21 protein-coding genes are annotated in these 25,484 nt (G+C 50.7%); 1 reads left to right on the top strand and 20 read right to left on the bottom strand.

What is annotated here, in order from left to right:
• Position 1: 1 nt before the first annotated feature.
• The 14 genes from DFP98_RS22490 to DFP98_RS22555 form a co-directional block, all read right to left on the bottom strand.
• Positions 2–805 (bottom strand): HAD family hydrolase, encoded by an 804-nt coding sequence (locus tag DFP98_RS22490; RefSeq protein ID WP_116062854.1) that lies wholly within the window; start codon positions 803–805, stop codon positions 2–4.
• A complete protein-coding gene (locus tag DFP98_RS22495; RefSeq protein WP_246016646.1) occupies positions 802–1,689 on the bottom strand; it encodes a carbohydrate ABC transporter permease in 888 nt (295 codons plus the stop codon). The genes DFP98_RS22490 and DFP98_RS22495 overlap by 4 nt, the downstream gene beginning before the upstream one ends.
• Positions 1,690–1,708: 19 nt before the next feature.
• A complete protein-coding gene (locus DFP98_RS22500) occupies positions 1,709–2,599 on the bottom strand; it encodes an ABC transporter permease (RefSeq protein WP_116062921.1) in 891 nt (296 codons plus the stop codon).
• Between the two features lie 141 nt (positions 2,600–2,740).
• Positions 2,741–4,456, bottom strand: coding sequence for an extracellular solute-binding protein (locus DFP98_RS22505; protein WP_116062855.1), 1,716 nt, complete (start codon positions 4,454–4,456; stop codon positions 2,741–2,743).
• Between the two features lie 123 nt (positions 4,457–4,579).
• Entirely contained in the window at positions 4,580–6,253 is a 1,674-nt protein-coding gene (locus DFP98_RS22510; RefSeq protein ID WP_116062856.1) for a response regulator transcription factor, read from the bottom strand.
• Positions 6,246–8,000: a sensor histidine kinase gene (locus DFP98_RS22515; RefSeq protein ID WP_116062857.1), complete on the bottom strand. Its 1,755-nt coding sequence runs from the start codon at positions 7,998–8,000 to the stop codon at positions 6,246–6,248. The genes DFP98_RS22510 and DFP98_RS22515 overlap by 8 nt, the downstream gene beginning before the upstream one ends.
• A gap of 221 nt (positions 8,001–8,221) precedes the next feature.
• Positions 8,222–9,223: a glycoside hydrolase family protein gene (locus DFP98_RS22520; RefSeq protein ID WP_116062858.1), complete on the bottom strand. Its 1,002-nt coding sequence runs from the start codon at positions 9,221–9,223 to the stop codon at positions 8,222–8,224.
• A 171-nt stretch (positions 9,224–9,394) separates the two neighbouring features.
• On the bottom strand, positions 9,395–11,980 hold the full coding sequence (locus tag DFP98_RS22525; RefSeq protein ID WP_181917868.1) for a GH39 family glycosyl hydrolase: 2,586 nt from the start codon (positions 11,978–11,980) through the stop codon (positions 9,395–9,397).
• Between the two features lie 49 nt (positions 11,981–12,029).
• Complete coding sequence (locus tag DFP98_RS22530; protein WP_116062860.1) at positions 12,030–12,911, bottom strand: carbohydrate ABC transporter permease; 882 nt, start codon at positions 12,909–12,911, stop codon at positions 12,030–12,032.
• A 23-nt stretch (positions 12,912–12,934) separates the two neighbouring features.
• Positions 12,935–13,834 (bottom strand): ABC transporter permease, encoded by a 900-nt coding sequence (locus DFP98_RS22535; protein WP_116062861.1) that lies wholly within the window; start codon positions 13,832–13,834, stop codon positions 12,935–12,937.
• A 66-nt stretch (positions 13,835–13,900) separates the two neighbouring features.
• Positions 13,901–15,598: an extracellular solute-binding protein gene (locus DFP98_RS22540; protein ID WP_116062862.1), complete on the bottom strand. Its 1,698-nt coding sequence runs from the start codon at positions 15,596–15,598 to the stop codon at positions 13,901–13,903.
• A gap of 112 nt (positions 15,599–15,710) precedes the next feature.
• Positions 15,711–17,354: a response regulator transcription factor gene (locus DFP98_RS22545; protein WP_181917869.1), complete on the bottom strand. Its 1,644-nt coding sequence runs from the start codon at positions 17,352–17,354 to the stop codon at positions 15,711–15,713.
• Position 17,355: 1 nt separating this feature from the next.
• Complete coding sequence (locus tag DFP98_RS22550) at positions 17,356–19,095, bottom strand: sensor histidine kinase (RefSeq protein ID WP_116062864.1); 1,740 nt, start codon at positions 19,093–19,095, stop codon at positions 17,356–17,358.
• A gap of 177 nt (positions 19,096–19,272) precedes the next feature.
• Entirely contained in the window at positions 19,273–19,815 is a 543-nt protein-coding gene (locus DFP98_RS22555) for a DoxX family membrane protein (protein ID WP_116062865.1), read from the bottom strand.
• 511 nt (positions 19,816–20,326) lie between these two features.
• Between DFP98_RS22555 and DFP98_RS22560 the strand changes: the two genes are divergently transcribed.
• A complete protein-coding gene (locus DFP98_RS22560) occupies positions 20,327–20,695 on the top strand; it encodes a hypothetical protein (protein WP_116062866.1) in 369 nt (122 codons plus the stop codon).
• 799 nt (positions 20,696–21,494) lie between these two features.
• Here the strand turns inward: DFP98_RS22560 and DFP98_RS39485 are convergent.
• From DFP98_RS39485 to DFP98_RS22590, 6 genes are read right to left on the bottom strand one after another with little or no spacing between them, the layout of a single operon-like run.
• Positions 21,495–22,772 (bottom strand): pyocin knob domain-containing protein, encoded by a 1,278-nt coding sequence (locus DFP98_RS39485; protein WP_220377151.1) that lies wholly within the window; start codon positions 22,770–22,772, stop codon positions 21,495–21,497.
• Positions 22,772–23,059, bottom strand: coding sequence for a ketopantoate hydroxymethyltransferase (locus DFP98_RS22570; RefSeq protein ID WP_116062867.1), 288 nt, complete (start codon positions 23,057–23,059; stop codon positions 22,772–22,774). Before DFP98_RS22570 ends, DFP98_RS39485 begins: the two co-directional genes overlap by 1 nt.
• Positions 23,056–23,640, bottom strand: coding sequence for a putative phage tail protein (locus tag DFP98_RS22575; protein ID WP_116062868.1), 585 nt, complete (start codon positions 23,638–23,640; stop codon positions 23,056–23,058). Before DFP98_RS22575 ends, DFP98_RS22570 begins: the two co-directional genes overlap by 4 nt.
• Positions 23,633–24,712 carry a baseplate J/gp47 family protein gene (locus DFP98_RS22580; RefSeq protein WP_116062869.1) on the bottom strand — a complete coding sequence of 360 codons (1,080 nt, stop codon included), beginning with the start codon at positions 24,710–24,712 and terminating at the stop codon, positions 23,633–23,635. The genes DFP98_RS22575 and DFP98_RS22580 overlap by 8 nt, the downstream gene beginning before the upstream one ends.
• On the bottom strand, positions 24,705–25,109 hold the full coding sequence (locus DFP98_RS22585; protein WP_116062870.1) for a DUF2634 domain-containing protein: 405 nt from the start codon (positions 25,107–25,109) through the stop codon (positions 24,705–24,707). Before DFP98_RS22585 ends, DFP98_RS22580 begins: the two co-directional genes overlap by 8 nt.
• Positions 25,093–25,479 (bottom strand): DUF2577 domain-containing protein, encoded by a 387-nt coding sequence (locus tag DFP98_RS22590; protein WP_116062871.1) that lies wholly within the window; start codon positions 25,477–25,479, stop codon positions 25,093–25,095. The genes DFP98_RS22585 and DFP98_RS22590 overlap by 17 nt, the downstream gene beginning before the upstream one ends.
• Positions 25,480–25,484 lie beyond the last annotated feature (5 nt).

The following is a 25,484-nucleotide window of genomic DNA, read 5'->3' on the forward strand; positions in this document are numbered from 1 at the left end:
GTTAGTTCAACTGCCAGCCATTCTTTGCGCACAACGCTTCAAAAGCCTGAACGATTCCCGCCCCGCAATCGGCCTCCCCGACAACCCCTCCCATTTCCAGCACTCGCCGCTTCACTTCCGGATGAGCGTTGCCCGGGCAGATCGCATGCGCCGCCACGGCAGGGTCCATCATAGGCAAGTCGGGAAGCTCGTCTCCGGCTACGACGATTTGATCGGGAGTCAGATCGTGAAGCCTCATCGCTTCCCGTATCGGCTTGTCCTTCGTCAGAAACGCCGGATGGGCATGAAACCTCTTCTCATGTGGAAGAAGGCTGATGACAAGCTCCGGCAGCTGCGGCTGACGCTCGCGCAAATAGGCGAACATGGCTTCAAGCTGCCCCTCTACAGGCGTAAGCGCAAACCAAAATCCGTTAAACAGGATAAAACCGGAATCGAAACGCCCGCACATCTCCTTGACGAACGGATGCAGCCCGGATCGGCACACCTCTGCCAGACGCTCCCTGTGCTGTGCGGTGTAGGGCTGAACCTCCGCTAATTCACCTCCTTTCAGCACGCCTAGCTCCATGCCGACGCTACCCGATATATAGAGAGGACGGCTCACCATCGAGCTTGCGGCAATCAGATCGATCTGAGGCCTGGCCTCCCATGCCGTGTTTGTCATCCATTGGCAGCCGCTTCGATCCAGGCGATCAAGCAGCCGGCAGACCGCGTCCGGAATGCGGGAGTAAGGACGGAGCCCGCCTCCAAGCAAGGTTCCGTCCAAATCCGTTACGAATAATCGAGGGAAGGACTCTGTACGGTTCATTCTTTCACGCTCCCGACCGTAATGCCTTTAATGAAATAACGTTGAAGAAACGGATAGACGACCATAATCGGCAGCGCACCGAGGAAAATCTGCGCCGAACGAAGCGTCTTCTCGCTTAATCGGTTCAACGCTCCCAGATCCTCCGTGGAGATCGCCTCGATGTTGATTTTGGTAACAAGCGTGTATAGGTAGCTTTGCAGCGGATAATGGCTTGGGGAATTCATATACAAAATCCCGTCGAACCAAGAATTCCAGTGGCCGACCAGCGTGAACAGCAGGATCGTGGCGATTGCCGGCAGCGATATCGGCAAGTAGATCCTCGCCAGAATCTTGAGCTGGCCCGCTCCGTCCACGATCGCGGCTTCCTCCAAATCCCTGGGCACCGACCGGAAAAAGTTAAGCAGCATGACCATGTGCCATACGCTCAACGCGCCGGGTAAGATCAAAGCCCAGATCGAGTCCATAATTCCGGTCTCTTTCACAACGATATAGGTCGGGATGAGACCTCCCCCGAGAAACATCGTCACGGCAAAAAACCACACGTACATCGTCCGCAGACGAAATCTCTCCACTTCCTTGGACAGCGGATACGCCGCCATGACGACAAGCGCCATATTGATCGCGGTCCCCAGCACGACCCTTTGCAGACTGACGACCAGCGAATCCAGAAATTCCGGCTTCTGGCCGAGGAACCGATAGGCTTCAAGCGTAAAGCCGACTGGCCATAGCTTAACTTGGTTGGACAAGGCGGCGATATTGGAGCTAAGCGATACGGACAGCAGATGGATAAAAGGCAGCAGCCCTAGCACAAACAAGCTGGCGAGCACAATCGAATTGATCACAATGAATAATTGGCGGCTGAACGCCATTCTCCGAAACGGCATGCGTTTTCCCCCAATGCAGTTAGAATATACGGTATTTGCTGAACCGATAGGCCAGATAGTAGGACAGGCTGACTAGAAATAAGGAAATGACGGATTTGAACAGCCCGATCGCCGCGGCGGGAGAATACTGCTGGTCAAACAGGCCAAGACGGTACACGAAGGTGTCGATCACGTCGGCGCTGCTGTATACGGTCGGGTTGTAGAGCACAAGCACCTGCTCGAATCCCGCGTTAAGAATTCCTCCAATGCTAAGCGTGCTGATTAGAATAATGATGGGCGCCATCCCGGGAAGCGTCACATGGATCGCCTGCTTCCATCTGCCCGCCCCGTCTACCTGCGCCGCTTCATAGAGATTTTGATTAATGCCCGCGATCGATGCGAGGAAAATAATCATGTTGTAGCCCATCCCTTTCCACACATCGGAACCGACAAGGATGGCGCGAAACCATCCGGCATCGCCCATAAAAAGCACCGGATCGAGTCCCAACCAAGCGAACAGCGCATTGATCGGCCCCTTGAAAGAGAACAGCTCGAACAGAACTCCTCCCAGAATCGTCCACGATAAGAAAAAGGGCAGAAACACGCTCGTCTGCACGGAACGCACGAACCAGCTTTTCGTCGCCTCGTTGAGCAGCAGCGCCAGAAGGAGCGGCACGGCCAGACCGAACACGATTTTCAGCACGGCGATCTCCAGGGTGTTCCAGAATACTTGACTGAAATCCGGTAAATTGAAAATGTATTCGAAGTTTTTCATCCCGACCCACTTGGAATGAAAGAAACCGGCGATCGGCTGGAACTTCTGGAACGCCATCGCAAGTCCGGCAAGCGGTCCATAATGATAGATAGCAATAAACACGACTCCCGGCAAAAGCAGCAGATGAAACGGCAGCTCTTCCTTGAGACGGAGCATTTTTTTAGACGTACGATTCATGCTTGGCATTCCTCCTTGCAGGCTTTCAATAATCGCATTTGGCTATAAGAAAGGGAGAGCCGCGCTTCCATCCGCTCTCCCTAATTTGAATCTTGATCCGGCTGACGTTAGCCCGTCGCGCTATTTCATCGGATTTTTGGCATACCAGTCGTTCACTTCCGCGGTAATGTCGTTGCCGCCAAGCTTCTTCCAGTCCTCTACGTACTTGTCGAACTCGTCGACGGACGCGGAGCCCATAATGATCTTCGTGAAGGTTTCGTCCGTCAGCTTGAGCAGGGAAGCCCCTTTCTCCACCTGGGTAGGCGTAGGCGGTCCCGCGAAGCCGCTGCGCACAATCTGACCCGAGTCGCGAACCTGGCGCGTGACGCCCCAGCCGCCATCCTCCGAAGCCCGGCTGAAGGTCAGCCCCCAGCTGGCTTGATCGCCGGACGCATACTTTTTGGCGGTTTCGTACAGCAAAGCGCCAGAACCATTCTCAAACTCATAGCTGTCGTTGTTCGCCTTCAGCGCTTCGTTCACTTGAATATAGTTCGTCTCCATCTCGGTCGGATTGCTGACTCGCGGCTCAAACCATTCGTACACGTAACCGTTGGCCGGCGTGGCGACATCGTTGTACTCCTTCTTCGTCATTTCCGGATAGAAATTGGCCATCTTGATCGCCGCCTCGGGATGGGCGAAGTTTTTGTTTACGACCAAGATTTTGCCAAGCCGGGCGCGGGGAACGAGAGATTTACCCGGATTCCCGTTATAGGAAGGCAGCGGCACGTTAATCCATTCGGCTTTAGGATCGTTATCCTTAACGAGATTAAGCGGCCAATTCGGGTACCACCATTCGCCGAACGACAGGCCGACTTTGCCCGCGATCATGTCCTCAACGACTTTGTTCTCGTCCTTGAACGCCCATTCCTTATCGAGCAGCCCCTTCTTGTACCAGTCGGCCAGCTTGGCGAGCGCATCCTTCGTCTCGGGAAGCGTCTCTCCGGCAACCAGCTTGCCGTCCGCCCCTGGTATAAAGTTATAGGGATAGGCACCCAGAGTATAGAAGAAGCCTCTTGCATCGAATCCCCAGAAGTTAAGCGATTTCATAAGCGCCAATCCGTAAGTGTCCTGCTGGCCGTCCTGATCCGGATCGTTGTGCGCAAAAGCATCCGCCACCTTCTCCAACTCCTCGAACGTTCGAGGAGCCTCAAGACCGACGTTTTTCAGCCAATCAGCACGAATCCATAAGGTTTGCAGAGATTGGTTGGCGTCGGAGTAGCTCGGCAGACCGAGAAGCTTGCCGTCCTCCGACTTCATCATGTTCATCGTGGCTCCGCCGTCGAATTCCATCCATTTCTTGATCGTGGGCGATGCGTAATCCCGGTACGCTTCGGTAAGATCGCCTAGAATGCCTTGCTCCTTGAACTGCTCGAATGTCACCTGGTCGACCCACATCACGTCCGGCAGATCGCCCGAAGCGATAGACAGTTTGAACTTCTGGGTAAACTGCTCGTAAGGTACGGTCCAGGCATACTTTACTTCGATATTGGTCATTTCTTTGAGCTTTTTCAAATATCCGTTCTGATCCGGCGTCAGCCCGGAAGGAACGTCTTTGGACTCCGGCGTCCTTGCGCCCAGCACCATCGATACGGTAACCGGCTCCGGGTACTTGCCGAGCGGCTCCTTCGGTTGTTCCGCCGCAGAAGGGGAAGCCGACTCCGAAGCCGGCGCGGAAGAGGAGGCTTCCGGGCTGGAGGAGGACGGTGAAGAAGAACCGTTGGAATTGCTGCATGCCGCCAGCATCAGCGCGGCAACCATTAGCACGGTGATCAGACCGGATCCCGTTTTTATTCTCATAGCGTTGACCACTCCCTGATATGAATTTCAAGCGTCTGCGTAAGTCTCGAGCCTTACCTCTTCATGATAGAAGGTCACGCGGGGAGCGGACAATCACAAACGGTTGACATCCTTGAACTTCGTTTACTTCCTGTTCTGAAGCTCCTCCCTGTATTCTTGAGGACTTCTGCCGAACATTTTTCGAAAAAACGTGGTGAAATACGAAGCGGATTCAAATCCGAGCTTCATCGCGATATCCTGAATTTTCATCTGATGATCCTCCAGCAAGGCGCATGCCGCATCCGCCTTCGAGCCATTGATGTAGTCGAACAGGTTGCGTCCGGTTACCCTCTTGTAATACCGCGACAAATAGGACGGATTAAAATAAACCGCCTCCGCGATCTGAGCCAAAGACAGATGCCGCCCGATATTGTCGTCCACGAACCGGTGAACCCGCTCCACGATTTTCTGCTCGCGATCGTACGCGCGCGACTGCTGCAAGGCACATAACTCTATGGACAACCGAACCCAGTCCTCCTCGGCTTTGCTCCAGTCCTTCGGAACGGATAATAATGTCAGCAATTGAAGCCGCAGAGGCACCCGCCTCGCGTCCTCGCCTTCCACGTCGCCTAGTCTTGCGAAATAGAGCAGCGCGAATTCGTAATACAGCTCCGTTCCCGTCCAGGGGCTGGCGTGCAACTGCTCCTTTAGGCGGGTTAACAATTCGCGGCATAAATCCGCAGATCGTGCTTCATCGGCTTCTATAAGCGCTTGCTCCAACTGTTTAACCTGCAGCTTGAAAGGTTGGAGGTCGAAGGATACGAGCTTGCCCCCGAGCCACTCCGCGCCCTCCCAATTGGCGCCGATAACGACAAGCGAAGGCTCGCGCGTAAGCGAAGGGCTGATGAAAGGTTGCGCTTGGCGAAACAAATCGGGGATACCCTCTTCATGGAGGGCGGGTCCCGAAATCGCAAACGAGACGTGCAGCCCCAGCGTATCGCGGCAGCCGTTCTGGACCGCTTCCAGCACACCTCTCAAGTACGCGGCGACTCCCGGCCAATCGACCGTGCCGTCCGCTGAACCGAATCTGTCATCTCCAGGATAATAACGAACCAGCCATACCAATGTGGAGGCGTCGTATACTGCGGACTCGGCAAGAAGCCAATGGGGGAACAGATCGTCGAATAGCCCCCGAACGATCGTTAGAGCTTTTAGCTTAGCGGCGTAGCCCATCTCGGAAGAGGAATCGATCACGCGTCCGACGAGCAGCAATATTGATCGGTCCTCCCCTTCCCGCTCTTGGCTTACCGAAAACCAATCGTGAATCGAATGAGAGATCCGTTCTCCAGCGAGATAAGCACGGATCGTCTCGGCTTTAAGCAGCTCGTTCATCTCCCGATTGCGCAGCTCCGCCTGCTCCGCCAACATTCGCTGATTCAGCTCGAAATCCAGCTTGCCAACCACCGACTTCACGGCCGTGACCACAACAGAGTCCTCCTCCGTCTTCAGGATGAAGCTCTCTACGTTTTTCTGAAAAGCCGTGTAAATATAATCAAATTCACTGTACCCGGTCAGGAAAACAATCCGGCAATCGGGCCAGTAAAACACGATGTCGTCGATCATTTGAAGTCCGGTTTTGCCGGGCATACGGATATCGCTTAGCACGATGTCGATTTTAGTTCTTTTCGCAAGTTCAATAGCTTCTCCGGGCGAATAGGCTTGACATACGTCCAGCTTCGGCTCGTCCAGCTGTTCGAACAATTGTACGAGGCCTTCGAGGATGATGGGCTCGTCGTCTACGATCAACAGTCTATACATCGTCCGCCCTCCTTGGGTCGTTCGGTAGAATGGTTATCTCCGCTTTCAAGCCTCCCAGCTCGCTTCTCGATACGGTGAGCCCGCTGCCTTCTCCATAATTAAGCACGATCCGTTTCGCAACGTTAATAAGCCCCGACGTTTCCGAGACATTCCAAACGTTGGTCAACCTCGTCTTGAGCTTGTTCAGGGAGTCGTCCGTTAACGTTCGTCCGTCATCCTCTACGGAAATAATCAAGCGGTCCATCGCGCAGCTCGCGAGAATTCGAATATAGCCCCCGCCCGGTTCCGAGTCGAAAGCATGCTCGAAGGCATTCTCGATGACCGGCTGTATGATCAGGCGAGGAACTTGTATCGAACCGCATGCTTCCGGGAGCGCGGCGGCGTCGATGCGGATCCGATTGGAGAAACGGATGCGCTGAATGTCGCAATAGTCCATCGCATGCCGATATTCCGCGCTTAACGGCACCTCGGCCGCGCCGCTGCGCGTAATAAATTGATAATAGCTGGACAGCTTCTGGGACAGGGCGCCGACGCCCTCGATATCCCCGGTCTTGCTCAGCCGGTAGATACTATAAAATCCGTTGTAGAGAAAATGAGGATTGATCTGCGATTGAAGCTGCTTAAGCTCGGACTGACGCAGGGCTAGCTTCTGTTCGTAATTTTGTCGGATCGAATCGTTTAATCTTTCGACCATTTGATCGTAGCTGCGAAATAGATACAGAAATTCGTTGTCCTTGGCGGATCTGTCGGAGAACATCCGATTATCGCCTTTTAACGTTTCAAAGGAGCGAATCAGCTTGCGAAGCGGACGATGAATAATGGCATGGATCGAAAAGGAAAACAGAAAAATAACGACGACGGAAATGACAGTTAGCGCCGTTAACCATTTTAGGAACAGCTTGAGCGGTCCCGTCGCTTTGTTCTGATCGGTATACGTAAATAAAACCCATCCGACTGAACGGATCCGTTCCGAGGTGATCTGATAGCGCTTTCCATCAAAGGCGCGAACGTCGCTGTATACGCCCGTCTGCCGTATCGTATCATCCCAATCTCCGGGGTGCGTCAAATTCCGAAACAGCTCGTTATTCTCCTGCGTGGAGATTCCCGGGCTCTCCCGATCTATGGAAAGCACCGCCCCTGCATCGTTATCGGGCTTTACAAGACTGGCCAGCGATTCGCCGAATTTGGCCGCCGACAGCTCTACGAACGAGACGACGCTGCCGCTGTTCGACGCTTCTATGAAAAACAGTCTCCCTTGAATATCGATCATGGAGGTGTGATTCGATCGCAAAGAATAATCGGAGATAAGCCCCCATTCGCTGTTCGAGGGTTCCGTCATCCCTTCCCGAATGGAGATCCCCCTGCCCAACGAGCGAATATATACACCTGCATTGACTACAAAATCATCGGAGCTTTGAAGTGCCGCCAATTGCTCCGTTATTTTTCTAAAGTATTGGAGCAATTCATAGGTGTTAAGCGTTCCGGCAAGAAAGCTTAGGTTTTGCACGTCGGAATGGTTCATGAGCTGCAATTGCTGGTTGCGGATAAAGTTGATTTGCCTGTTGAGCTGTTCTGCGTAGAACTCGGCATTGGATACAACGGAGTCGGAATACTGCTTGCGGATAAAGTTCATGCCCGTCGTATTTAACCACAGGCTGAGGGCGTAGCTTGGAACGACCAATACGCAAAAAACGATCACGATTTTCTGATACACGAATAACTTGGGCCAGATCGAGGGGGTCTTCAAGCGATCGCTCCTTTGGGATGCAGACTGTCCTTCGACAAATTTGATTTTATTTTTATTATAAGGCCCGTTTTCTTAAGATTAATAGCGTGAACAAATCGTACGCAATCGCAATCGAATGACTTTCTTTCGATTTGTTGACTTGTCTATCGACCGGGTTGGAATTTGGGGAACAAAAATCGGGGGCTCCCAATAAAGGAAGCTCCCCGATATTTTGACGATGGTTATGCTAACAGCTTAGAAGTAGCTACCGCAATCGTTCTGAAGTTGCCGAAGTGAGTGGTTGTATCATCTGGCCGACCTGGCCTGCACGCACAGTAGAAATGATAAAGAATACCCTCATGAAAAATAACCGACGGTTTATGCGCATTGATGCTGTCGAGACTCCCCTCAGGTCCTGACTGAATAATCGGTTCAGAATGCTTAACCCATGTGAGGAGGTCCTCAGAAAACGCTATCCCTTCCTGCGCATGCACACCGTCGTATCCAAAATAAAACATGACCCACTTATCCCCGTATTTCAGCACGCATGGATCGCTGACAAACTTGCTTTGCCACGTTCCCGGTACCACTTGAAGTACGGGATTGCTCTCCAGTCGTGTCCAGTGGACCAGATCCGATGAAGTAGCCGCGCCCGTTTGTTCTACCCATTCGTGGTCAGTGCCCGTCTTATTCTTGGCGTTATAGAATAAATAAAACAATCCGTCGCGTTCAACCAGGCATTCCTTGTATAGACCGCCTTGCTCCCATGGAGCTCCTTCCTCAGGAATTAGAATCGGCTCCGGCATCCTGTTCCAAGAAAGCAATGAAGGGTCCTCCGTCCAAGCCATGCCGATTCGGCCAGGGCCGCTCTCATATCCTTCGCCGGGATAGGCGTGATAGACGAGCCAGTATTTATCGTCCCACTTTTTAAGTACCGGAATACCGTCCATCTCATTCTCGCGCAGAATCCACGTCCCGGCTGCGTTAAGCGAATCCCACCCATTTCCCTCGCCGCGACGAAGGATGGTCCCTAATGGGCGCCAATCAAGCAGATTCTCGCTTGTCGCCAGACCTGTTTGATAGCCAATCCCATCGTAACCAACGTACATCATATAAAACAATCCGAGATGTTTAAACACGAACGGACAGTCGACCGCTTCTTTATCAAAGGTGCCTGCACGACCAGAACCGGTAAGGACAGGTTGAGATCGTTTGTGAGGAGTTAAAAAATCGGATACGTTCATTAGCTCATCTTCTCGCTCTCTTGATGATTCGAATTCGGGGCTGTTCCATAAGACAATCAAGTTGCTGTGAAAGATAAGCGATGATAAAGGTACAAGGGGGATGTGCCTCTTTCTTTATATCTCGATCACCCCAAGCAACTCTACTTATGGGACGGCCACGTTCGAATTTCACTATTGTTTGATAAACTCCACATGATCGACATAGTACCATTTCGTTGCCGGAGAATTGGAATAAAACCCGATCGTACATTGTCCGTTTGTTACATTAATATTCGCAATGGTAATCTGCGTCCAAGAAGAGGAGGTCGGAATATTTGTCGTTACGCTTGAGCCTCCATAATCTTTGGCCTGCATATAAGCGGTTCCTAGACCGCCATAATCATTTTTCACCCATGCTTTAAGCGTGTACAATCCATTGCTTAACCCGGTCATCGTTTGATAGGTGTAAGATTCGTAAGGACTGTTTTTCCAATGAACGAGCTTATAGGAGCCGCTGTAGGCGCCGCCTTCCGTATAATCCGAATCCAGGTTTTTACCCGTGGTATACCAACTGGACGGCGATTGAACGGAGGCCGTATTATCTTCGAAGCCCGGATTAACTACATGATTATATACATAATTAAGGCTCACTTTGCTCAACTGCGGATTATACGATAACGCACCGCCCGTAGGGAATTCGACTTTCAGGTATTCGGTTCCGGCAGGCACGGAGTTAAACGTGTACACCCTTCTCGTCCAATCTCCTCCATTAATTGGCGCATCCGCGTTCGTCCCTCCTGTCTGCTGAGTCCAAGTCGTGCCGTTAGGAGAGGTATAAAACTTGAAGTTATTGATGGCTTCCGCATGAGTCGCATACAGTCCCGTCACGCTAAAGCTTCTAATGCCAGGGTATTTATAGATGACATTCTCGGCTGGAGAGGCGTTCGTATGGTTACGGGACGCACGGCTTGAATCCCCAAGTACCGTAGCGTTAGCCGTGTCGAAAATTAATCCGGAGCTATGGGAATACGTCTTACTCCAATCGTTCAGATCATCGGTCATTGGCGTCGTCGTGACGGTATTGGTTGCATTCGTAATCTCGTAAAATACCACCCCGTGAGTCGTCAGCGTCGGATTTAATACCAGCTTATTTCCCGTTACCGTTGCTGTCGTCGTCGTTGGAGTTATCGTGGCCAACGATTTATACACGGACTCGCGAGAGTACCAATAATTTCTATCCGAGGCGTTCACTAAGTATTTCGGCACTTCCATAGAATATTTCGACCAACTATATGCCGTGTTCTGCATTCCTCTCGCCACGACGTCGGCCACCCAAGTATCCCAGAAGTTCCCATGCGTATCATCTACAATCCACTGTTTTACAGTAACGGTGTTCCCCGATACCGGCGCGATGTTATCGATCGTTAACGTCGGTGTCTCGCTTACGGAAGCATTCATATAGCTATTATGGTTGTAAGCCATGACATGCACGGTATTCGTCCCCCGATTAAAGCTGGCTACCCCGTCGACCTCATTCGTGGAATCCGCGGCCGATCCCGTAACGGCCAATCCGACCCGGTTATCCCCAACCATTTTATAAGCCAAGTTAGCCACATGAGTACTTACCGGAATTACGCCGCCCCAGAAGGCTTCGGTACTGAGCCCCCATGTGGAAAGCCAGTCGATCTGCGCGTCGTTCATCGTCTTGACTAGCTTTGCATCATACGACCCTTGGTAGCTATGCGCTACGATTCTGGAAAATAAGGCTCTGTTGTCATCGCCCGGCCCGTTAAGAATTCTGCCCTCGTCAATGCCGAATTTCAGATTGGTTAATCCAACGGAGTTGGCTTTGTCGCGAAGCAGGTTGATCGTATCCGCGAACGAAAGTCCGGAGCTGCCTTGGCCGGGAGCGCCATCATAGTAGGATGCCGATAAATAGTCGATTTGCGTGCCTTTGGCGCCTGTTTTATAGTTTGTGCCCGTCGCCACATGATCGATAAAATCCCTTTCGTCCCAGAGTGCATTAACGACGGTCATGCTATGCGCGCCGACATTCAGGTTTTCTGCGCCGATTGCGGCTTCCAATGCAGCAACCGTGTAGTCGTAAAGCTTGAAATAAGCGATCTTCGTAGAGTTCGGAGAACCGTCGGCGGCGATAAACCAATCCGCATTTTCGTATTCGGTTAGGACGCCCCATGTCCACGTCTTGACTTCATTAATGCCAAACTCCGCTACGACTGCATCGGCTATGGCTTTAATATAGTTATAGTATAAATTGTAATCGGCCGGCGGTCTGACGTTTACGCCAAACGCGGTAGAAATATGGGGATTCGTCGAATACTTCAGCGGTACGGCCCCAGTCTTAATAAACGGCTTCAGGCCTTGATCCACGACGTTGTGCAATGCGGCAATCAGCTCGTCGAATTTGTAATCCGTCAGGGTTGACGTATTATTCGGATCGACGAATAAATCGCGCGTTGAATTGCCGCCCGTCGCTGTCATGAACTGCACGTTTTTCACAAAAGGGTAATGGCTGGCAAAATAATTAGAGGGCTGGCCCGCAGCTTGAGAGGTCCAATGAATCCTGAAATCCCATACGTTGATCATGGAGTGCTTGTTTTGCATGACAGGTCCTTGCGCAGCTAAGTTAACGTTGATTTTCACGGTTCCCGCCGCATCTGCGCGTTCGGGCAAAATCGTCAACAGCAGCGTCGATAAAAGTCCGAATAAAGCGCTCCATTGCGCAACTCGACCTGCAGTGTTCCCCAAAAAACTCATGCACGTCATCTCCTTAACGGTTTGTAGGTGCTTCGCATTCTGAACCTTGTTACTCCTTTACGCTGCCTAGCACCATCCCTTTGACAAAGTACTTTTGAAGGAACGGATATACCATTAAAATAGGCAATGCTCCAAGCAGCGTTTGAGCCGCCTTGAGCGTTCGATCCGAAACTTCGGCTAGCATCGTGATATCCGTAGAATTAATCAGTGCTAGATCGTGATTGATCACAACGGTTTGCAAATAGCTTTGAAGAGGATATTTGTCCGGCGAATTCATCAGAATGAGACCGTCAAACCAGGCGTTCCAATGGCCTACGATTGTAAATAATCCGATTGTCGCGATGGCCGGCAAGGATAACGGAAGAAATATACGCCATAAGATCTTCCAATGCCCGGCCCCATCCATAAAGGCCGATTCCTCCAGCTCTTTAGGAAGAGAACGAAAAAAATTCAACAACAGCACGACATTAAAAACCGGAACCGCTCCCGGCAATATGAGCGCTCCAAGCGAGTTTAGCAAGCCCGCCTCCTTGATGACGAGATACCAGGGAATAAATCCGCCGTTGACAAAGATCGTAAGCACAAAAAACCATGCATACCACGTTCTTCCCGTAAATATGCGGGACTCCTTAGAGAGCGCATACCCCAGCATAACTGTTAACAACATGTTCACGGCAACGCCCAGAAGCACGCGCTGCAAGCTGATCTCCATAGAATGAAGAAATTCCTTTTTCCGCAGTACGAATTCGTAGGACTTCCATGTGAATTCGATCGGCCACAATTTTACAATTCCGGCGCCCGCAGCTGTGCTTGAACTGAACGATAACGCTCCGACATGAACGAGCGGAAGAATGCATAGCAGACCGAGAGAAATCAAAAGCACGTAATTGAAAGCCGTAAACAGCCTCCCGCCGAAGGAAGTGTAATTCATCTGTCTCTCCCTCTCCCATCCATCTAGAAAATACGATAATTCGCTAGTCGATAAGCGAGGTAATAGGAAATGGAAACGAATAATACGGAAACGACGGACTTAAACATGCCCATGGCGGTCGCCACCGCATACTGCGCATCGACAAGTCCGAGCCTGTACACCAGAGTGTCGATAATATCGCCGCTTTCATAGACTTGCGGGCTGTACAAATTGAAAACTTGTTCAAAGCCGGCATTCAATACATTGCCCAAGCTCAGCGTGGACATCAGAATAATAATAGGCAGCATACCCGGGAGCGTCACATGGAGCGTCTGCTTCCATCTCCCCGCCCCGTCGACGACTGCGGCTTCGTACAAGGTCGGATTGATATTCGTGAGTGCAGCCAGATAGACGATCGTGCTGAATCCGAACTCCTTCCATACGTCGGATAAGACAAGCAGATAGGGAAACCATCGATTGTCGCCCAAGAAAAAAATGGGTTGTATTCCGAATCCGCTTAATAGTTGATTTACGATCCCGCTGGATGGGGAGAGGATATCGATCAAAATGCCTCCAAGAATGATCCAGGACAGAAAGTGAGGCAAATAAATCAGCGTTTGGACGCCGCGCTTGACAAACTCGACGCGAATTTCGTTAAGTAGAAGCGCGGTAACGATCGGCGCGCTAAGTCCAGCCGCTATTTTCATAAACGCGATAAATACGGTATTCCATAAGACGTCAAGCGTTCCCGGCAAGGCGAATACATAACGGAAATTATCAAGTCCCACCCAGTCCGAGCCGCTTATTCCTTTGACGATCGAATACTTCTGAAACGCGATAACAAGCCCCGCAATCGGGCCGTAACTGAACACAAGAACGAGAAGCAGCGCCGGCAGCACCATGAGATGGAGCGGCAATTGCCGGAACCCGTTTTTTTCGGACATGCGCTGTGCCACCTTTGCGGAGACATCGATGGGGACCCATTACGGCCCCCATCTTTGTTTACCGGTTTATTTCGTTGCGTACCATTCGTTGACTTCGGCAGTAATCTGATCTCCGCCAAGCTTCTTCCAATCCGCCACAAAGGTATCAAAATCGTCTAGGGATGCCCCGAGAATAATTTTCGTAAACGTTTCCAGTTCGAGCTTTTCCAGAGTAGCTCTCCTGTCTCCCATGGTCGGGGTTGGCGCGCCAATAAACTCATTGACCTTCAATTGTCGGTTCTGATCGTAATATTGGCCGATAACGGAGTAAGCACTCTCGCTTCCGAATACCCGATCCGTTCCCCAACCGGAATTGTCGCCTCCTTGATGTGCGACGATTTTATCGTAGTATCCTTTTTCCTCGGCGGTCAGCTTGGAAGCATCTCCCGACTCAAAAGCCGCCTTTATATGTTTCTGAGCGCCAATCAGCCCTTCGCCTGTTCCCGTATTCGTGAGAAGGGCGTACTTGTGGAATTCAATCCCGTCTTTACTGTGGTAGATTTCAGGGTTCTGGCTGTCGCCCCCGAAAATATCCACGGTTAGGTTATACAGCTTGATGACGGCTTCCGGATGCTCATAACCTTTGCGAACGACCCAGAATTGGTTGTAGTCCAGGCTGCTTTGAGCATTAGCTGTGTTACCGTCAATCGAAGGGATCGGATAAGCCTTCCAATCCGCTTGCGGTTCCTTGTCCTTATTGCCTTGTAGGGGCCATAGCGGATTCCACATCGCGCCGAAGTGCATGCCCAGCTTCCCGTTGATTTCCAGTTCGGATGCTTTGCTGCCGTCTTTGACGCCAAATTCCTTGTCGATTTGACCGGCATTGAACATCTCCTGCAGCTTGGCGAGAGCTGCCTTTACTTCGGGCTGGATACTGCCGTAGACCAGCTTGCCCGAAGCGTCCTTAATCCATATCTTCGGGTAAGCATGGAAGCCGTTCATAAAGCCGGTCACGTCAGGGTATCCGCTGAACAGCTCCTTGGAAAGCGCCAGGCCCAGCGTATCCGCCTTTCCGTTGCCGTCCGGATCCTGCTTCGTGAAAGCCTCAGCTATCGTAAAAACGTCTTGCATCGTCGAAGGCTCGGGGAGTCCGAGCTTGACGAGCCAATCCGTGCGTACCCACAGCAGCGGTGCGCCGCCAAAGTAATCTTGCGATTGAGGGATGGCCAGCAGCTTGCCTCCTACAGTCGACGCAGCCTTGGCGACTTGTCCGTTCTCGATCAGTTCACGGCCCATTGGGGAAGCGTATTTCTCGTATACTTCGGTCAAATCCTCCAACTGACCGGCGTCGGCAAGCTGTTTGAATTGAACAGCGTTAACCCTGAACACGTCCGGCAGATCTCCCGCAGCGATGGACGCATTCATTTTCTGATCGTATTGATCGCTTTGAACGATCCACTTATTCGCGATCTGAATGCCCAGCCGCTCCGCATAAGCGGTATTCCATGCGTTCTTGTCGAAGGATTCGCCTTCTTTGAATTTGTAAGTCGAATCCGTATTTCGGGTAACTGAGACCTTGATCGGAGGATCATATTTGCCGAATGGATCGACCGTTTCCGTCGAAGCGCTTTCAGGAGCGGCGGTGCTTGCTTGCGAGCTGGCCGTCGCTGCCGGCGAGCCGCTTTCTTGGGCGTTGCCGCCCTTGCTTTCATTGCCGCATGCGGCGGTCATGAATATCGTCAGAACCGCCAACGACATGCCGAAATACTTTGCCGTTCTTTTCATGCGAATCCCCCTTGAGTCGATTTTGTAAAGAGCAGCTGTCTTACGCTCTTAATTATAGGAGCGTTGGATTAGGGATAAAATCGCACATTTTTGACATCGCTCATTCTTTTCTTTACTTTCTTTCGCGATATTCCTGAGGCGTCATGCCGGTCTCTTTTTTGAAAAAGCGTCCGAAATAATTGGCCGAGTCGAAGCCGACGCGCCCTGCGATCTCATGAATTTTCAGCATGGACCGACTTAATAAATCCTTGGCTTTTAAGATTCTCATTTCGGTGGTGTATTCCAATACCCCGACGCCCGTTTGCTGCTTAAACAACCGGGATAGATAGGACGGATTCAGATAGACAATATCGGACAGCCGACCGAGCGACAGATCCTGGTCCAGGTGATCGGCAATATACGATTGGAGCTGTCGGATGATCGAATGCGTATTTTCCTCGCGCTTCTCCTCCCGCAAATGGATCCAGCCCTCAAGCCGTTCGTCCAGGTAACGCAGCGCTTGCTCCCAAGAAGCATGCTCTCCAAGACTTGACCACTTGTAATCGCCGGATTCGCGCGCCGTTTGTCCACCGCGATTGCGGTTGGACAAAGAAATAAGCAAATATCCGACCCCGTAGTAGATTTCGGACAATACTTCCACATCGTTGCGACAATGCAGGGAAATCTCCTTTAGCTTCAAATAAGTCTCCGCGAAATCTTCTCTGGCTTCTTGGGAGCCTTCCGGTTCCATGGTCAGAAGCTGTTGCAACTTGCTTCTGGCCTGCAGCTCATAGACGCTTTTGTCCTCTTTGCCGGTCGCTACCAAATACCGGTCGGTCAACAACATCTCTTCGCCTTCTCCAAGCCCGTGAAACAACACGTCATTCAACTCTGCGTATTTGGCGGGAAGAGATGCCCAATCGGTAGCGCCCGACCCGGTCGCGAACGAAATCGCGACTTTCAGATAGGCCTTGCACGCGGATTGAATGGATTCCAGAGTCCCCTGTACGAATAGAGCAAGCGAATCGGATTTCTCCTCGCGCAGAGCCTCCTCCCCTGTCGTTCCCGCATCGGACTGCAGCAGCCACACGAATCGGGAAGTTTCCGTCATGAGGGAAAACAAGGCCGTTCGCTCGAAGAGCTCCTCCGCCATTTTCTGAATCGCATAAGAGAGCAGCGTGCGGTCCCTGGATGACAATCCGTCCCGCCAACAATCGACTCGTCCCACGACCATAAGCACCTTGCGCTCCGTGCTCAGCCCGATCCCGAGCTCGTCCATTCGCAATTGCGATGCCTGGTTATCCCCGCGCAACAGCGACGTCGCATACTCTTTACGCAGCATAGGCAAAGTCTCATTTATTTGTTCGGCGGCGCTCCGGATCCACCGCTCCGTTTCCATCTGCTCGGACAGCATTTCAGCAGCCTTGGCAACGGCGGCTACGATGGCTTCATCGCCGTCGGTTTTAAGAACGTAATCCACTCCTCCTTGACGAAGCGCCGCCTGAACGTAACGAAAATCGTCATAACCGGATAGGAAAACGACGCGGCAGCGCGGCCAGCGCCTGGTAACCTGACGATGCAATTCCAGCCCGTCCATGCCGGGCATCCGGATATCGGACAATAGAATATCGATTTTTATTTTCTCCAAGCACGCCAAGGCTTCCGAAGCGGAGAAAGCCCGGTATACTTCCAATTCGAGAGCAATCTCCTCTTCGAACAATTGTTGCAGCCCTTTGACGATCTTCGGTTCGTTGTCCACGATCAGCAATCTGTACATTTCATTCGCCTCCTTGTTTATCCGTAGGCAAGCGCAACTCAATCCGGAGCCCTCCGCTAAGCGATCTGCCTGCCACCATAACGCCTTCCTCTCCGAAATACAATTGGATTCTCCTTTTGACATTATAGAGCCCCGCATTTTCCCCCGGAGACTGCTTCTTTGCCAACAAGCCGTTAATCTTCGCTAATTGTTCGTCCGTGAGATTCCCGTTATCTTCTACGATAATCGTCAGAAACTGTTCATTCTCGATGAATCCGACGCGGATGAATCCAGGCCCGTCCCGATCCTCCAGGCCGTGCTGGTAGGCGTTCTCAAGCAACGGCTGCACGATTAATTTCGGAATTTGGCGATCTCTCCAACGACTCGGAATTTCTTCGAATTCCACGCGAATCTGATCCTCGAACCGAATTTCCTGAATGTCCGCATAAGCTTTCGCATGCTTGATCTCTTCTTCAAGACGGATATGGTCGCTTCCCCTCGTAATAAAGCGAAAATACTCTCCGAGGCTCTTCGTCACGCGGATGACCTGTTCGATTTCATGCATTTTCGCGATGCGATACAGGTTGAAGAAACAATTGAATAGAAAATGAGGATTAATTTGCGATTGAAGCTGCTTTAATTCCGCAACTTTCGCTTGATATTGCTGAACGTAGACCTCATCGATGAGTTCTTTCAAACGATATACGGTCTTGTTAAATCGTTCGAACAAATATCGGAATTCTCCCGTACCTTTGAATTGCATCGCCGCATCCAGGTCTCCCTTTTCCAGCTTGCGAAAAGAGAAAACAAGCTGCGCCAACGGTCGATGAATAAGCCTATAAATCCAATACGAGAATATCACGACGATAATGAAGGAGGCGATCGACAGCCACCAGACCCTATCCTTGTACTGCTTTAACGGTCCGATGATTTTGCTTTCTTTGACGAAAACCGAGAGCGAAAGCCCCAGCTTATCCGACTTTTTAATAAACAGATAATAAGCTTCCCCGCCTACTTTTAAAGTTTCGTAATGGCGATTTGTCGCAAAGCTGCCGTTATCGCGAATTCGCTCTTTGAGAGTCTCCGTAACGACAGCCGGGGTTTCCCCGCTTTCAACCGACCAATTCGGATTATCATGGGTAAGCAGGCTGCCCCCGTCTTGAAGGTCGGTGAACTCGTCCAAATACGCCTTCAAGCTAGAATCCGCTATTTCCAGTCCTAAAGTGAACAGCGGTTGACGGTTCAAAGTGCCCGGGTAAGGCAACGTAATCCAGAGCTTGCCTTGGTGAACGATAAAAGGAGATTCGAGCCGGTTGGTCGCATTATTCAATGCGGCTCCGTCCCCCGCCGGAATTTCGCTATAGGCATTGGTAGAGATTCGTCGGTTTAGGAGCCCGATATCCACGAAGCTGTCGCGAACGAAGCTGGCGGCGTTTTTCATAAGTCTAAGTCGGTCCTGCAGCCTGGAAACGGCCTCCGTAAACTCCACGTAGGACAGGTCTTCCCGCGTGCTGAGAATATCGATATCGTCATCGTTGACATACTCCGTTTGCAATCCCATCACACGGTTGAAATCCAATTCCAGCGTGCTGATGTACGAGACCATTCTCTGTTCGATCGATTGCGTGATTTCTTTGCGGACAAGCTCCTTGCTTTGCTCGTTCATCCGAATGCTCAATGCAAACAACGGCAGCAAAACAATTAAAAAAGCGAGGATTAGCTTCGGAAATATGGACATTTGGTCTCCCCAACGCGTCTTCATCTGCAGCTCACCATTTTCCTCATAGGATATGAGCCCATTATAGGGAGTACAAGTAAGAATAAAAAGCAAAATCCGTAATGCTCAGTGAAAAGCATTTTATTGATAACAAGCGGAAGAGGCGCTCCGTATGTCGGAAGCGCCTCTCGGTATAAGAGATAAGAGATGGAGTTTACTGTTCTATTTGGCTAGCGCCCCTTCACCGGTTGTCGGATTTTTGGGCTTGCGATGAAAGATGCGGTCGGTTCCCTTATGAATCAGCGGAAGCACGTAGCGGTCAAGTCCGAAGCGTCCGGCGTTCGTTCCGGCGACGACGACCAACATTCCGAGGAGCAGCAGCCATGGGTTCGTGCTTACGGTTCCGGTGAACAGGAACATGAAGTTCATTAAGATTCCGAAGAAGGCGGCGGTCAGCGTTAACGTTCCGAGTATGAGTCCAAGTCCGACTAAGAATTCGCCCCATGGGATCAAGACGTTAATGATCTTTACGTTCGGCAGTGCAAAATGTTCAAGGAATGCTAGGTAAGTCGGGTAGACCGCCTCCCCTGTCGCCTTATCGACGATCGGGTTGTTCACGGCGTTGTTCAGGAAACCCCCTGCGTTAAACGGCGTTGCTCCGGTAATTTTATGCCAGCCTGCCGTTAACCAAGCATATCCGACTACGAATCTGACGATCGTTACGATGATAGCCGCAATGCGGTTTTCTCTCCAAAGCTTCATCATGTCACTCACTCCTCAATTGGGTAAAGGTTTATTTGAACTGAAGCGATTATGCGTCCGTTAGCTGCTGCTTGTTCGCCGATGTTCGAGATCGTTGGGGAGACATCGGGATCACCTTCCTCGCTGGCTTTGTGTTTGTCTTTCATGGCTTTATTGTACATCCGGTTGCTTATTAAGTTTGTGATTAAAATCACAAATTAAGTCGTGTTCAGGATTTAGACATTTTTGTCTTCACGGAATGACGCCTTTTAGGGGGAATTACCCATTCGAAAGTCTGGAGCGATGTGCGGATTTTTCGCTTGCGATTCGACCTCACGGGTAGAAAATCGTCGATTAGGCATTAGGCCCACGGTCTTAAGTGTCGAATTATGTACCGTACTTTATCATCATTTACATGAAATTACAAATGGTGTCATACTGGTAGCAGAAGGGTTGCAGTTCCCGAAGAACGCTGGCCAGCATTCTGCTCCTGAAACTCCTTCTGCCAATTCCCAAATTGAAAGGATGGATATTCGTGAAAATGAGCAAGTTAACGGTACTAATGCTGTCCGTCGTGATGCTCTTTGCTTTCTCGACCGCCTCAAGCGCCAGCACCCCGTTGAATCACACGGATACCGTTACAGGGCAAGGGGATATTCTGATTACCGGGACTGCGTATTTTAGCAACAGCCCGCCAGCCGGAGTCATCTTCGCGGACGTATACCGCATCGTGAACGGCGTAGAAGAGTATGTAACCAGCTCGCGCTCGAATATTTACAGCAACCCTAGCGTCGTGAACTATTCGATTACGTTTAATACTTCGTTTACGCAAGGCACGTACAAAATCAAGTATTCTTACGCCGGCTCGCTCGTCGACATGACCACTTATGCTCGGTTTGTCTAAGCGGTAGGTTGTCTATTAGGAGCCGAAAGAGGCTGTCCCACAAGCCAAACCAGTTGCTCTAAAAGATAATCGACGAACAGGTCAAAAGGGGTATGTATCTCCTTCCGATGCTATACGCTCCTGAAATCTGAATGGGTAAACCCGTAATAGGGTAATTTCAGGAGCGTATGAGGCGTCTACAGGAGATACATACCCCTTCTTTGTCTATCGATCATCTCAAGCAACTCTGCTTATGGAACAGCCTCTGAATTAGGGCTAAGAAGCTGTATGTTAGGGCCGTTCCCTCATCTTTAAGTGGTCATAATATCGACTATCGCGCTGTTCTTGCTCCACTATCGCTCGAAAATAGAATTATGCCTGCTTAGTCTGTGGAGCCCTGTTTATCAGCGTCAAGAAACGCCTGTGTCCTATCTCATCATAAGATCGGCACGTCTTCAATCGAACGTAATCCAGCCTTGATCAAAGTCATAGTAGATTTTTCCCATTATAGCCCCCCCCCCCCGGTAATGAGTTTGCCCACTTGCTGTGCTTTAGCCAGTTCCAACGTTAGTGAGCTTCAATTCAAGGTTTTCAGTTTCGAGCTGCGTGATGCGATCCGTTGGTTCTGACGTCGGCTAAGGGGCACCGGGCATATAATTTCCAGCGAGACTCGAATAATCTCTTCGTTTGTCAGCTAGGGGAATACGTCAGGAACCTTCTCACACTGGTCATAATGCAATTCAAGGGAATCTAGTTCATCAAATCAGGATTTGGATACCCACTAACTTTGTTCTCGAAATAGAATATACTACAATCAAATTTATCCCCCCACTAAGTCATACATAATTTTAAGGTTGCGGATCGGCAAGTTAGTGGCAGTGGCGCCGGATAGTGTACCGAATAAATAGATAGGCTCAAGACTGTGTACGTAAAATCGCCCCTGGTAAGAGAAGTACGTGTCATATTGCTGAGGTGTGTTAGGTTGTATTAATCGCGTACCACCAACAACAGAAGATACGACAGTACCGAGCGGAGTTGAATAATCATACATCGGTATGCCGGACTCTCCTCCGTACCATGCGTCATAAAGCGTATGATTATTTCCGATTTTTCTCGTCATGGCCATATTGATTACGGGAGAAACTACTGTATTAGACGCAAATCTCTGTTGTACTTCACAGGAAACCTTTACCTCCCCTAAAGCTTCGGGAATGAATTTGGCCAATAATACGTAGGATTGGTTATTTGGGATCATCACCTCTTCTGCCACCTGAAGTCTCACATTATCGCTGGCAACGGAAACTTTACTTTTCCCCACAGACTTCCACCCCGTTCCATCAAAAAATTCAAGGTCTCCAGAATTTATTCGAACATCTGAATTCGTTAATAATCTTTGCCAACCAGTCCATACACCTCCGAATCTTGTTCGCATATAAATTCCAGTTCCCGGTTCTGTCAAGGCATATGGGATAGCTAACTGGGTAATATTACCGGAACCTGTTTTAGTTGAATACTCAAAGTTAAAAGGATAAAAATATGCTATTGTATTAACTGGGCCATTCGCTACGTTACCTCTTAGTAGTGTCTGCCCCGCGCCTGGTTTCGTATTTGTTACGTCATTCCAATCCCAAGTCCCCTCCGTAGTTTTTGCCCCGAATTTATCATCAACATATCTCTTCCTAACTGAATGTGAGTCTAACGTAGGGTCACCGGGCAAGGCTAGCAGACCGGTTAATGTGTCCCCCGCTTTATTTATTTTTGCAGTAAGGGCATTTGTCATGGTTGTTGCAAAATTAGGATCATTCCCCAAAGCAGTCGCTAATTCCAAAAGGGTATCCAATGCAGCCGGAGCGCCGTTTACCAGATTCGTAATTGCTGTATTAATTGCCGCTTCAACCGAGCCTTTGTTTGCAATTTCGTCGTCTGCGGTTGGATTGGCAATTTTTGCTCTGCCTTGTGCATCTCGCTTAACGAGAGAGTCTGGTATTGCAGCCGCTGCACCCTCAATTTCATCTGCTAGTTCGTTAATCTCTTGCCCAATCTGATTCAAATCTGCAGGTTGCACGACTTCATTCATCTGCCAATCTATTTTAGCCATTAAGCTACTACCTCCTTAGCCTCAACTGTTTGTAGCATCTTTGTATCAGATGTAATCGGAACATTCACGACGTCCGTAGTAACCAGCCTATTAACCGAATCCTTCAACTCGATCAACGTGATAAGAGATACATCAGCTACCGGTACAATATAGTTAAGGGCAACCATTCCATCTTCAACCACTCTTGCGGTAAACGAATTGATTTCATAGTTTCCATTAAGCACGACCTTCGCGATTCGAGTATTCACATACTCTGCAACGTCATGCAGAAACTGTGTGTCGATCATACGACAACCTCCTCAGGTCCCATCGTAGCGAACGCCCCCGCTCCGAGCTGCCACCATCCCAACTTGTAATTCCACGAAATTTTCTGCAAGGAGATATGCGCCTCCAACCCGATCGTCGCGGCGGTTGATGTCTCCTGCTGATAGATTAAGTTCGCTGGTTTAATTGTCTGGATCGTGTACTGTACTTCACGGAAGATATTCGCATTCTGGATGTTTGTCGTTACGTACATAATAAACTGCTCTAGGTCCACAGAAACGATTGTCAACCCCGGCCCAATGAGCCGATCCAACCTTTGCTGCAAATATCGCAGAGTGAAAGGCGGCTTGGTCGAATAACGGTTAACGATGCGGCGACGGCGAAAGTCGAGCGATTCAACGGACGGATCGGCCTGGATGCCCAGCATACTTTCCCGTCGTTTGACCGCCTCTATCCCGGAGGTCAAGACAAATTGATTGCTGAATAACTGGTCGACCGAGCCGGCGGCAAGCTGCAGCTCCTTATCTTCCGCTTTGGCCAACTCCACAAAATCTTCGATGTCCGAATAGAATGTTGGCCAATACTCTTGAATCGGCTTACTCATGGATTACCACCGCCCCCAGCACTGGGATTTCGTCCGCCGCAAACATTAGATTCGAAGCAGCGCTGTTAATTTTGGTGTCGGTCACATCCTCCACTCCCTGCACAGTGAGCATGCGCGCGTCTATCTGTGCCGTTCGGACGATGAGTTGCTGCTCGTTAGACCAATTCTGCCGCAATGCAAGCAGATAAGCTTCAATCATTGCCTGTATGTCTGCTTGCACCTGAGCAGGCGTCACGCCGCTGGCCAGCGTCAATGTCGTCTCCACGTTGACCAATACATCGGTTACACCCGAAATCGTCACCTCATGTCCAATCGGGGCCTGCCCAAAACCTTGTCCGCCATTAACTATCGGATCCATGATCGACTGCACCTCGTCGATCAACGTCGACGACGGAGGCGTCCAGTCTGCCGCGATGATAGCACATTTGACGGTGCCTCCTCCCTGCCAGACGGGGTAAACCTTGGTCGCGCCGACGCCCGGAATAGCGTTGATCCGCTGCTTGTAATCCGCGACGTTGCCGCCAAAAGCCGGTTCATTAACGGCAGCGTAAAACCGTTTCCGTAGCGCATCGTCCGCTTCCTCGTCCTCGCCTGGCACCAATACCTCAGCCAACACTGCACGGGTCAGGCCGGGTACGTAATCAATAGGCAAAAGTGCGCCAAACTGTTCGTTACCGACGGCCCCCAGCGTTTCGCAGACCATTTTATAAACACCGACGCCGAGACGTCCCTCGATCACATAGGTTAGATTCCCGATGGAATACCGACCAGTAAGAGGAACGTCCATAAGCGCATTGCTCGAATTATAAAACATTCCCTTCCTTTCGGCGGGCGTTGCCATGGCTCGGCTAACGCCGAATTCGGCCGTCTTGCGACTCAAATATTCCCCGCTGGCCGTATCTACGAATGAGAGATTGTAGTTAACATCCAGCTCGATATACATTTGCGCCAACTCGGCCGCTGCCGGTGCGCAAGCATCGTAAATCACGCTGCCCTCACGCTTATCGAGGGTATCCGAAACTCGGGAGAGCATCCGCTGCAAAATAAAATCAAAGGTCATATGCTCATGCATTTAAGCTCACCTCCTGCTCAAAACTGCCGTACATCGTCGCCACAGTAAACCGGATCAAAATCTGATCGCTATCGACTAAGGCCTCCACATTTTCAACCGAGTCTATTCGATCATCCGGCAAGAGCGCCTCCTCAATCATCCGAACAGCCTCGGATCGGACAAACAAAGGACTGCTGCCGAGTAGTAACGTCAGCTCATGGCCATAATTCGGACTGTAGATGTCATGCCAGAATCGATTCGTCTGAAAAACCTTGTAAACAGCCTGCTTTATCGCTTCCAGTCCATCCGTTTTCCCGACAACTTTCCCTTTATCAAAATCCAGTCGCCAGGTTAAAGATGGTCGTGGCCCGCTATCCAACGGCTCGTCCAGTAAAGCGGGATCAAACTCCGGGATCATTCGCGCTCACCACCCTATCCAAAATCACATATTGTTGGCCGCCCTGCACGCGCAGCAGCAACACCTTGTCTCCGATTTCAAGCCCGCGACGAATGACGAGCGGCTCCTCTGGCAGCGCCGACTCGGTTGTCTTCGTTGATAATCCGCTCGTACTGTCGTCCACATACCGGTGAGTATGCCGCAGTTGAACCTCGTAGTGCATCAAAGTTTCCGGCACGATTAGGAACTCCGCAGGAAGAGTGAATCGCTGATCGACCTGTATCTGCAACGGTGCTTCTCCTGTTACGCTACCAAACAGAACTGCGGCAGGGTTGCTCGCTGCCATAGCGGCCGTAGATGCCTGTTTGATCGTGCTCAATAAGCCTGCCATCTCTT

The organism is Cohnella phaseoli (assembly GCF_003386235.1).
In the GTDB taxonomy this organism is placed as follows: Bacteria; Bacillota; Bacilli; order Paenibacillales; family Paenibacillaceae; genus Cohnella; species Cohnella phaseoli.

Coding starts and splice junctions, on each gene's coding strand:
- DFP98_RS22535 (WP_116062861.1), bottom strand. CDS start 13,834: ATGTCCGAAAAAAACGGGTTCCGGCAATTGCCGCTCCATCTCATGGTG.
- DFP98_RS22570 (WP_116062867.1), bottom strand. CDS start 23,059: ATGATCGACACACAGTTTCTGCATGACGTTGCAGAGTATGTGAATACT.
- DFP98_RS22510 (WP_116062856.1), bottom strand. CDS start 6,253: ATGTATAGACTGTTGATCGTAGACGACGAGCCCATCATCCTCGAAGGC.
- DFP98_RS22575 (WP_116062868.1), bottom strand. CDS start 23,640: ATGAGTAAGCCGATTCAAGAGTATTGGCCAACATTCTATTCGGACATC.
- DFP98_RS39485 (WP_220377151.1), bottom strand. CDS start 22,772: ATGGCTAAAATAGATTGGCAGATGAATGAAGTCGTGCAACCTGCAGAT.
- DFP98_RS22490 (WP_116062854.1), bottom strand. CDS start 805: ATGAACCGTACAGAGTCCTTCCCTCGATTATTCGTAACGGATTTGGAC.
- DFP98_RS22520 (WP_116062858.1), bottom strand. CDS start 9,223: ATGAACGTATCCGATTTTTTAACTCCTCACAAACGATCTCAACCTGTC.
- DFP98_RS22505 (WP_116062855.1), bottom strand. CDS start 4,456: ATGAGAATAAAAACGGGATCCGGTCTGATCACCGTGCTAATGGTTGCC.
- DFP98_RS22500 (WP_116062921.1), bottom strand. CDS start 2,599: ATGCTCCGTCTCAAGGAAGAGCTGCCGTTTCATCTGCTGCTTTTGCCG.
- DFP98_RS22580 (WP_116062869.1), bottom strand. CDS start 24,712: ATGCATGAGCATATGACCTTTGATTTTATTTTGCAGCGGATGCTCTCC.
- DFP98_RS22550 (WP_116062864.1), bottom strand. CDS start 19,095: ATGAAGACGCGTTGGGGAGACCAAATGTCCATATTTCCGAAGCTAATC.
- DFP98_RS22495 (WP_246016646.1), bottom strand. CDS start 1,689: ATGCCGTTTCGGAGAATGGCGTTCAGCCGCCAATTATTCATTGTGATC.
- DFP98_RS22540 (WP_116062862.1), bottom strand. CDS start 15,598: ATGAAAAGAACGGCAAAGTATTTCGGCATGTCGTTGGCGGTTCTGACG.
- DFP98_RS22555 (WP_116062865.1), bottom strand. CDS start 19,815: ATGATGAAGCTTTGGAGAGAAAACCGCATTGCGGCTATCATCGTAACG.
- DFP98_RS22530 (WP_116062860.1), bottom strand. CDS start 12,911: ATGAATTACACTTCCTTCGGCGGGAGGCTGTTTACGGCTTTCAATTAC.
- DFP98_RS22525 (WP_181917868.1), bottom strand. CDS start 11,980: ATGAGTTTTTTGGGGAACACTGCAGGTCGAGTTGCGCAATGGAGCGCT.
- DFP98_RS22590 (WP_116062871.1), bottom strand. CDS start 25,479: ATGGCAGGCTTATTGAGCACGATCAAACAGGCATCTACGGCCGCTATG.
- DFP98_RS22585 (WP_116062870.1), bottom strand. CDS start 25,109: ATGATCCCGGAGTTTGATCCCGCTTTACTGGACGAGCCGTTGGATAGC.
- DFP98_RS22545 (WP_181917869.1), bottom strand. CDS start 17,354: ATGTACAGATTGCTGATCGTGGACAACGAACCGAAGATCGTCAAAGGG.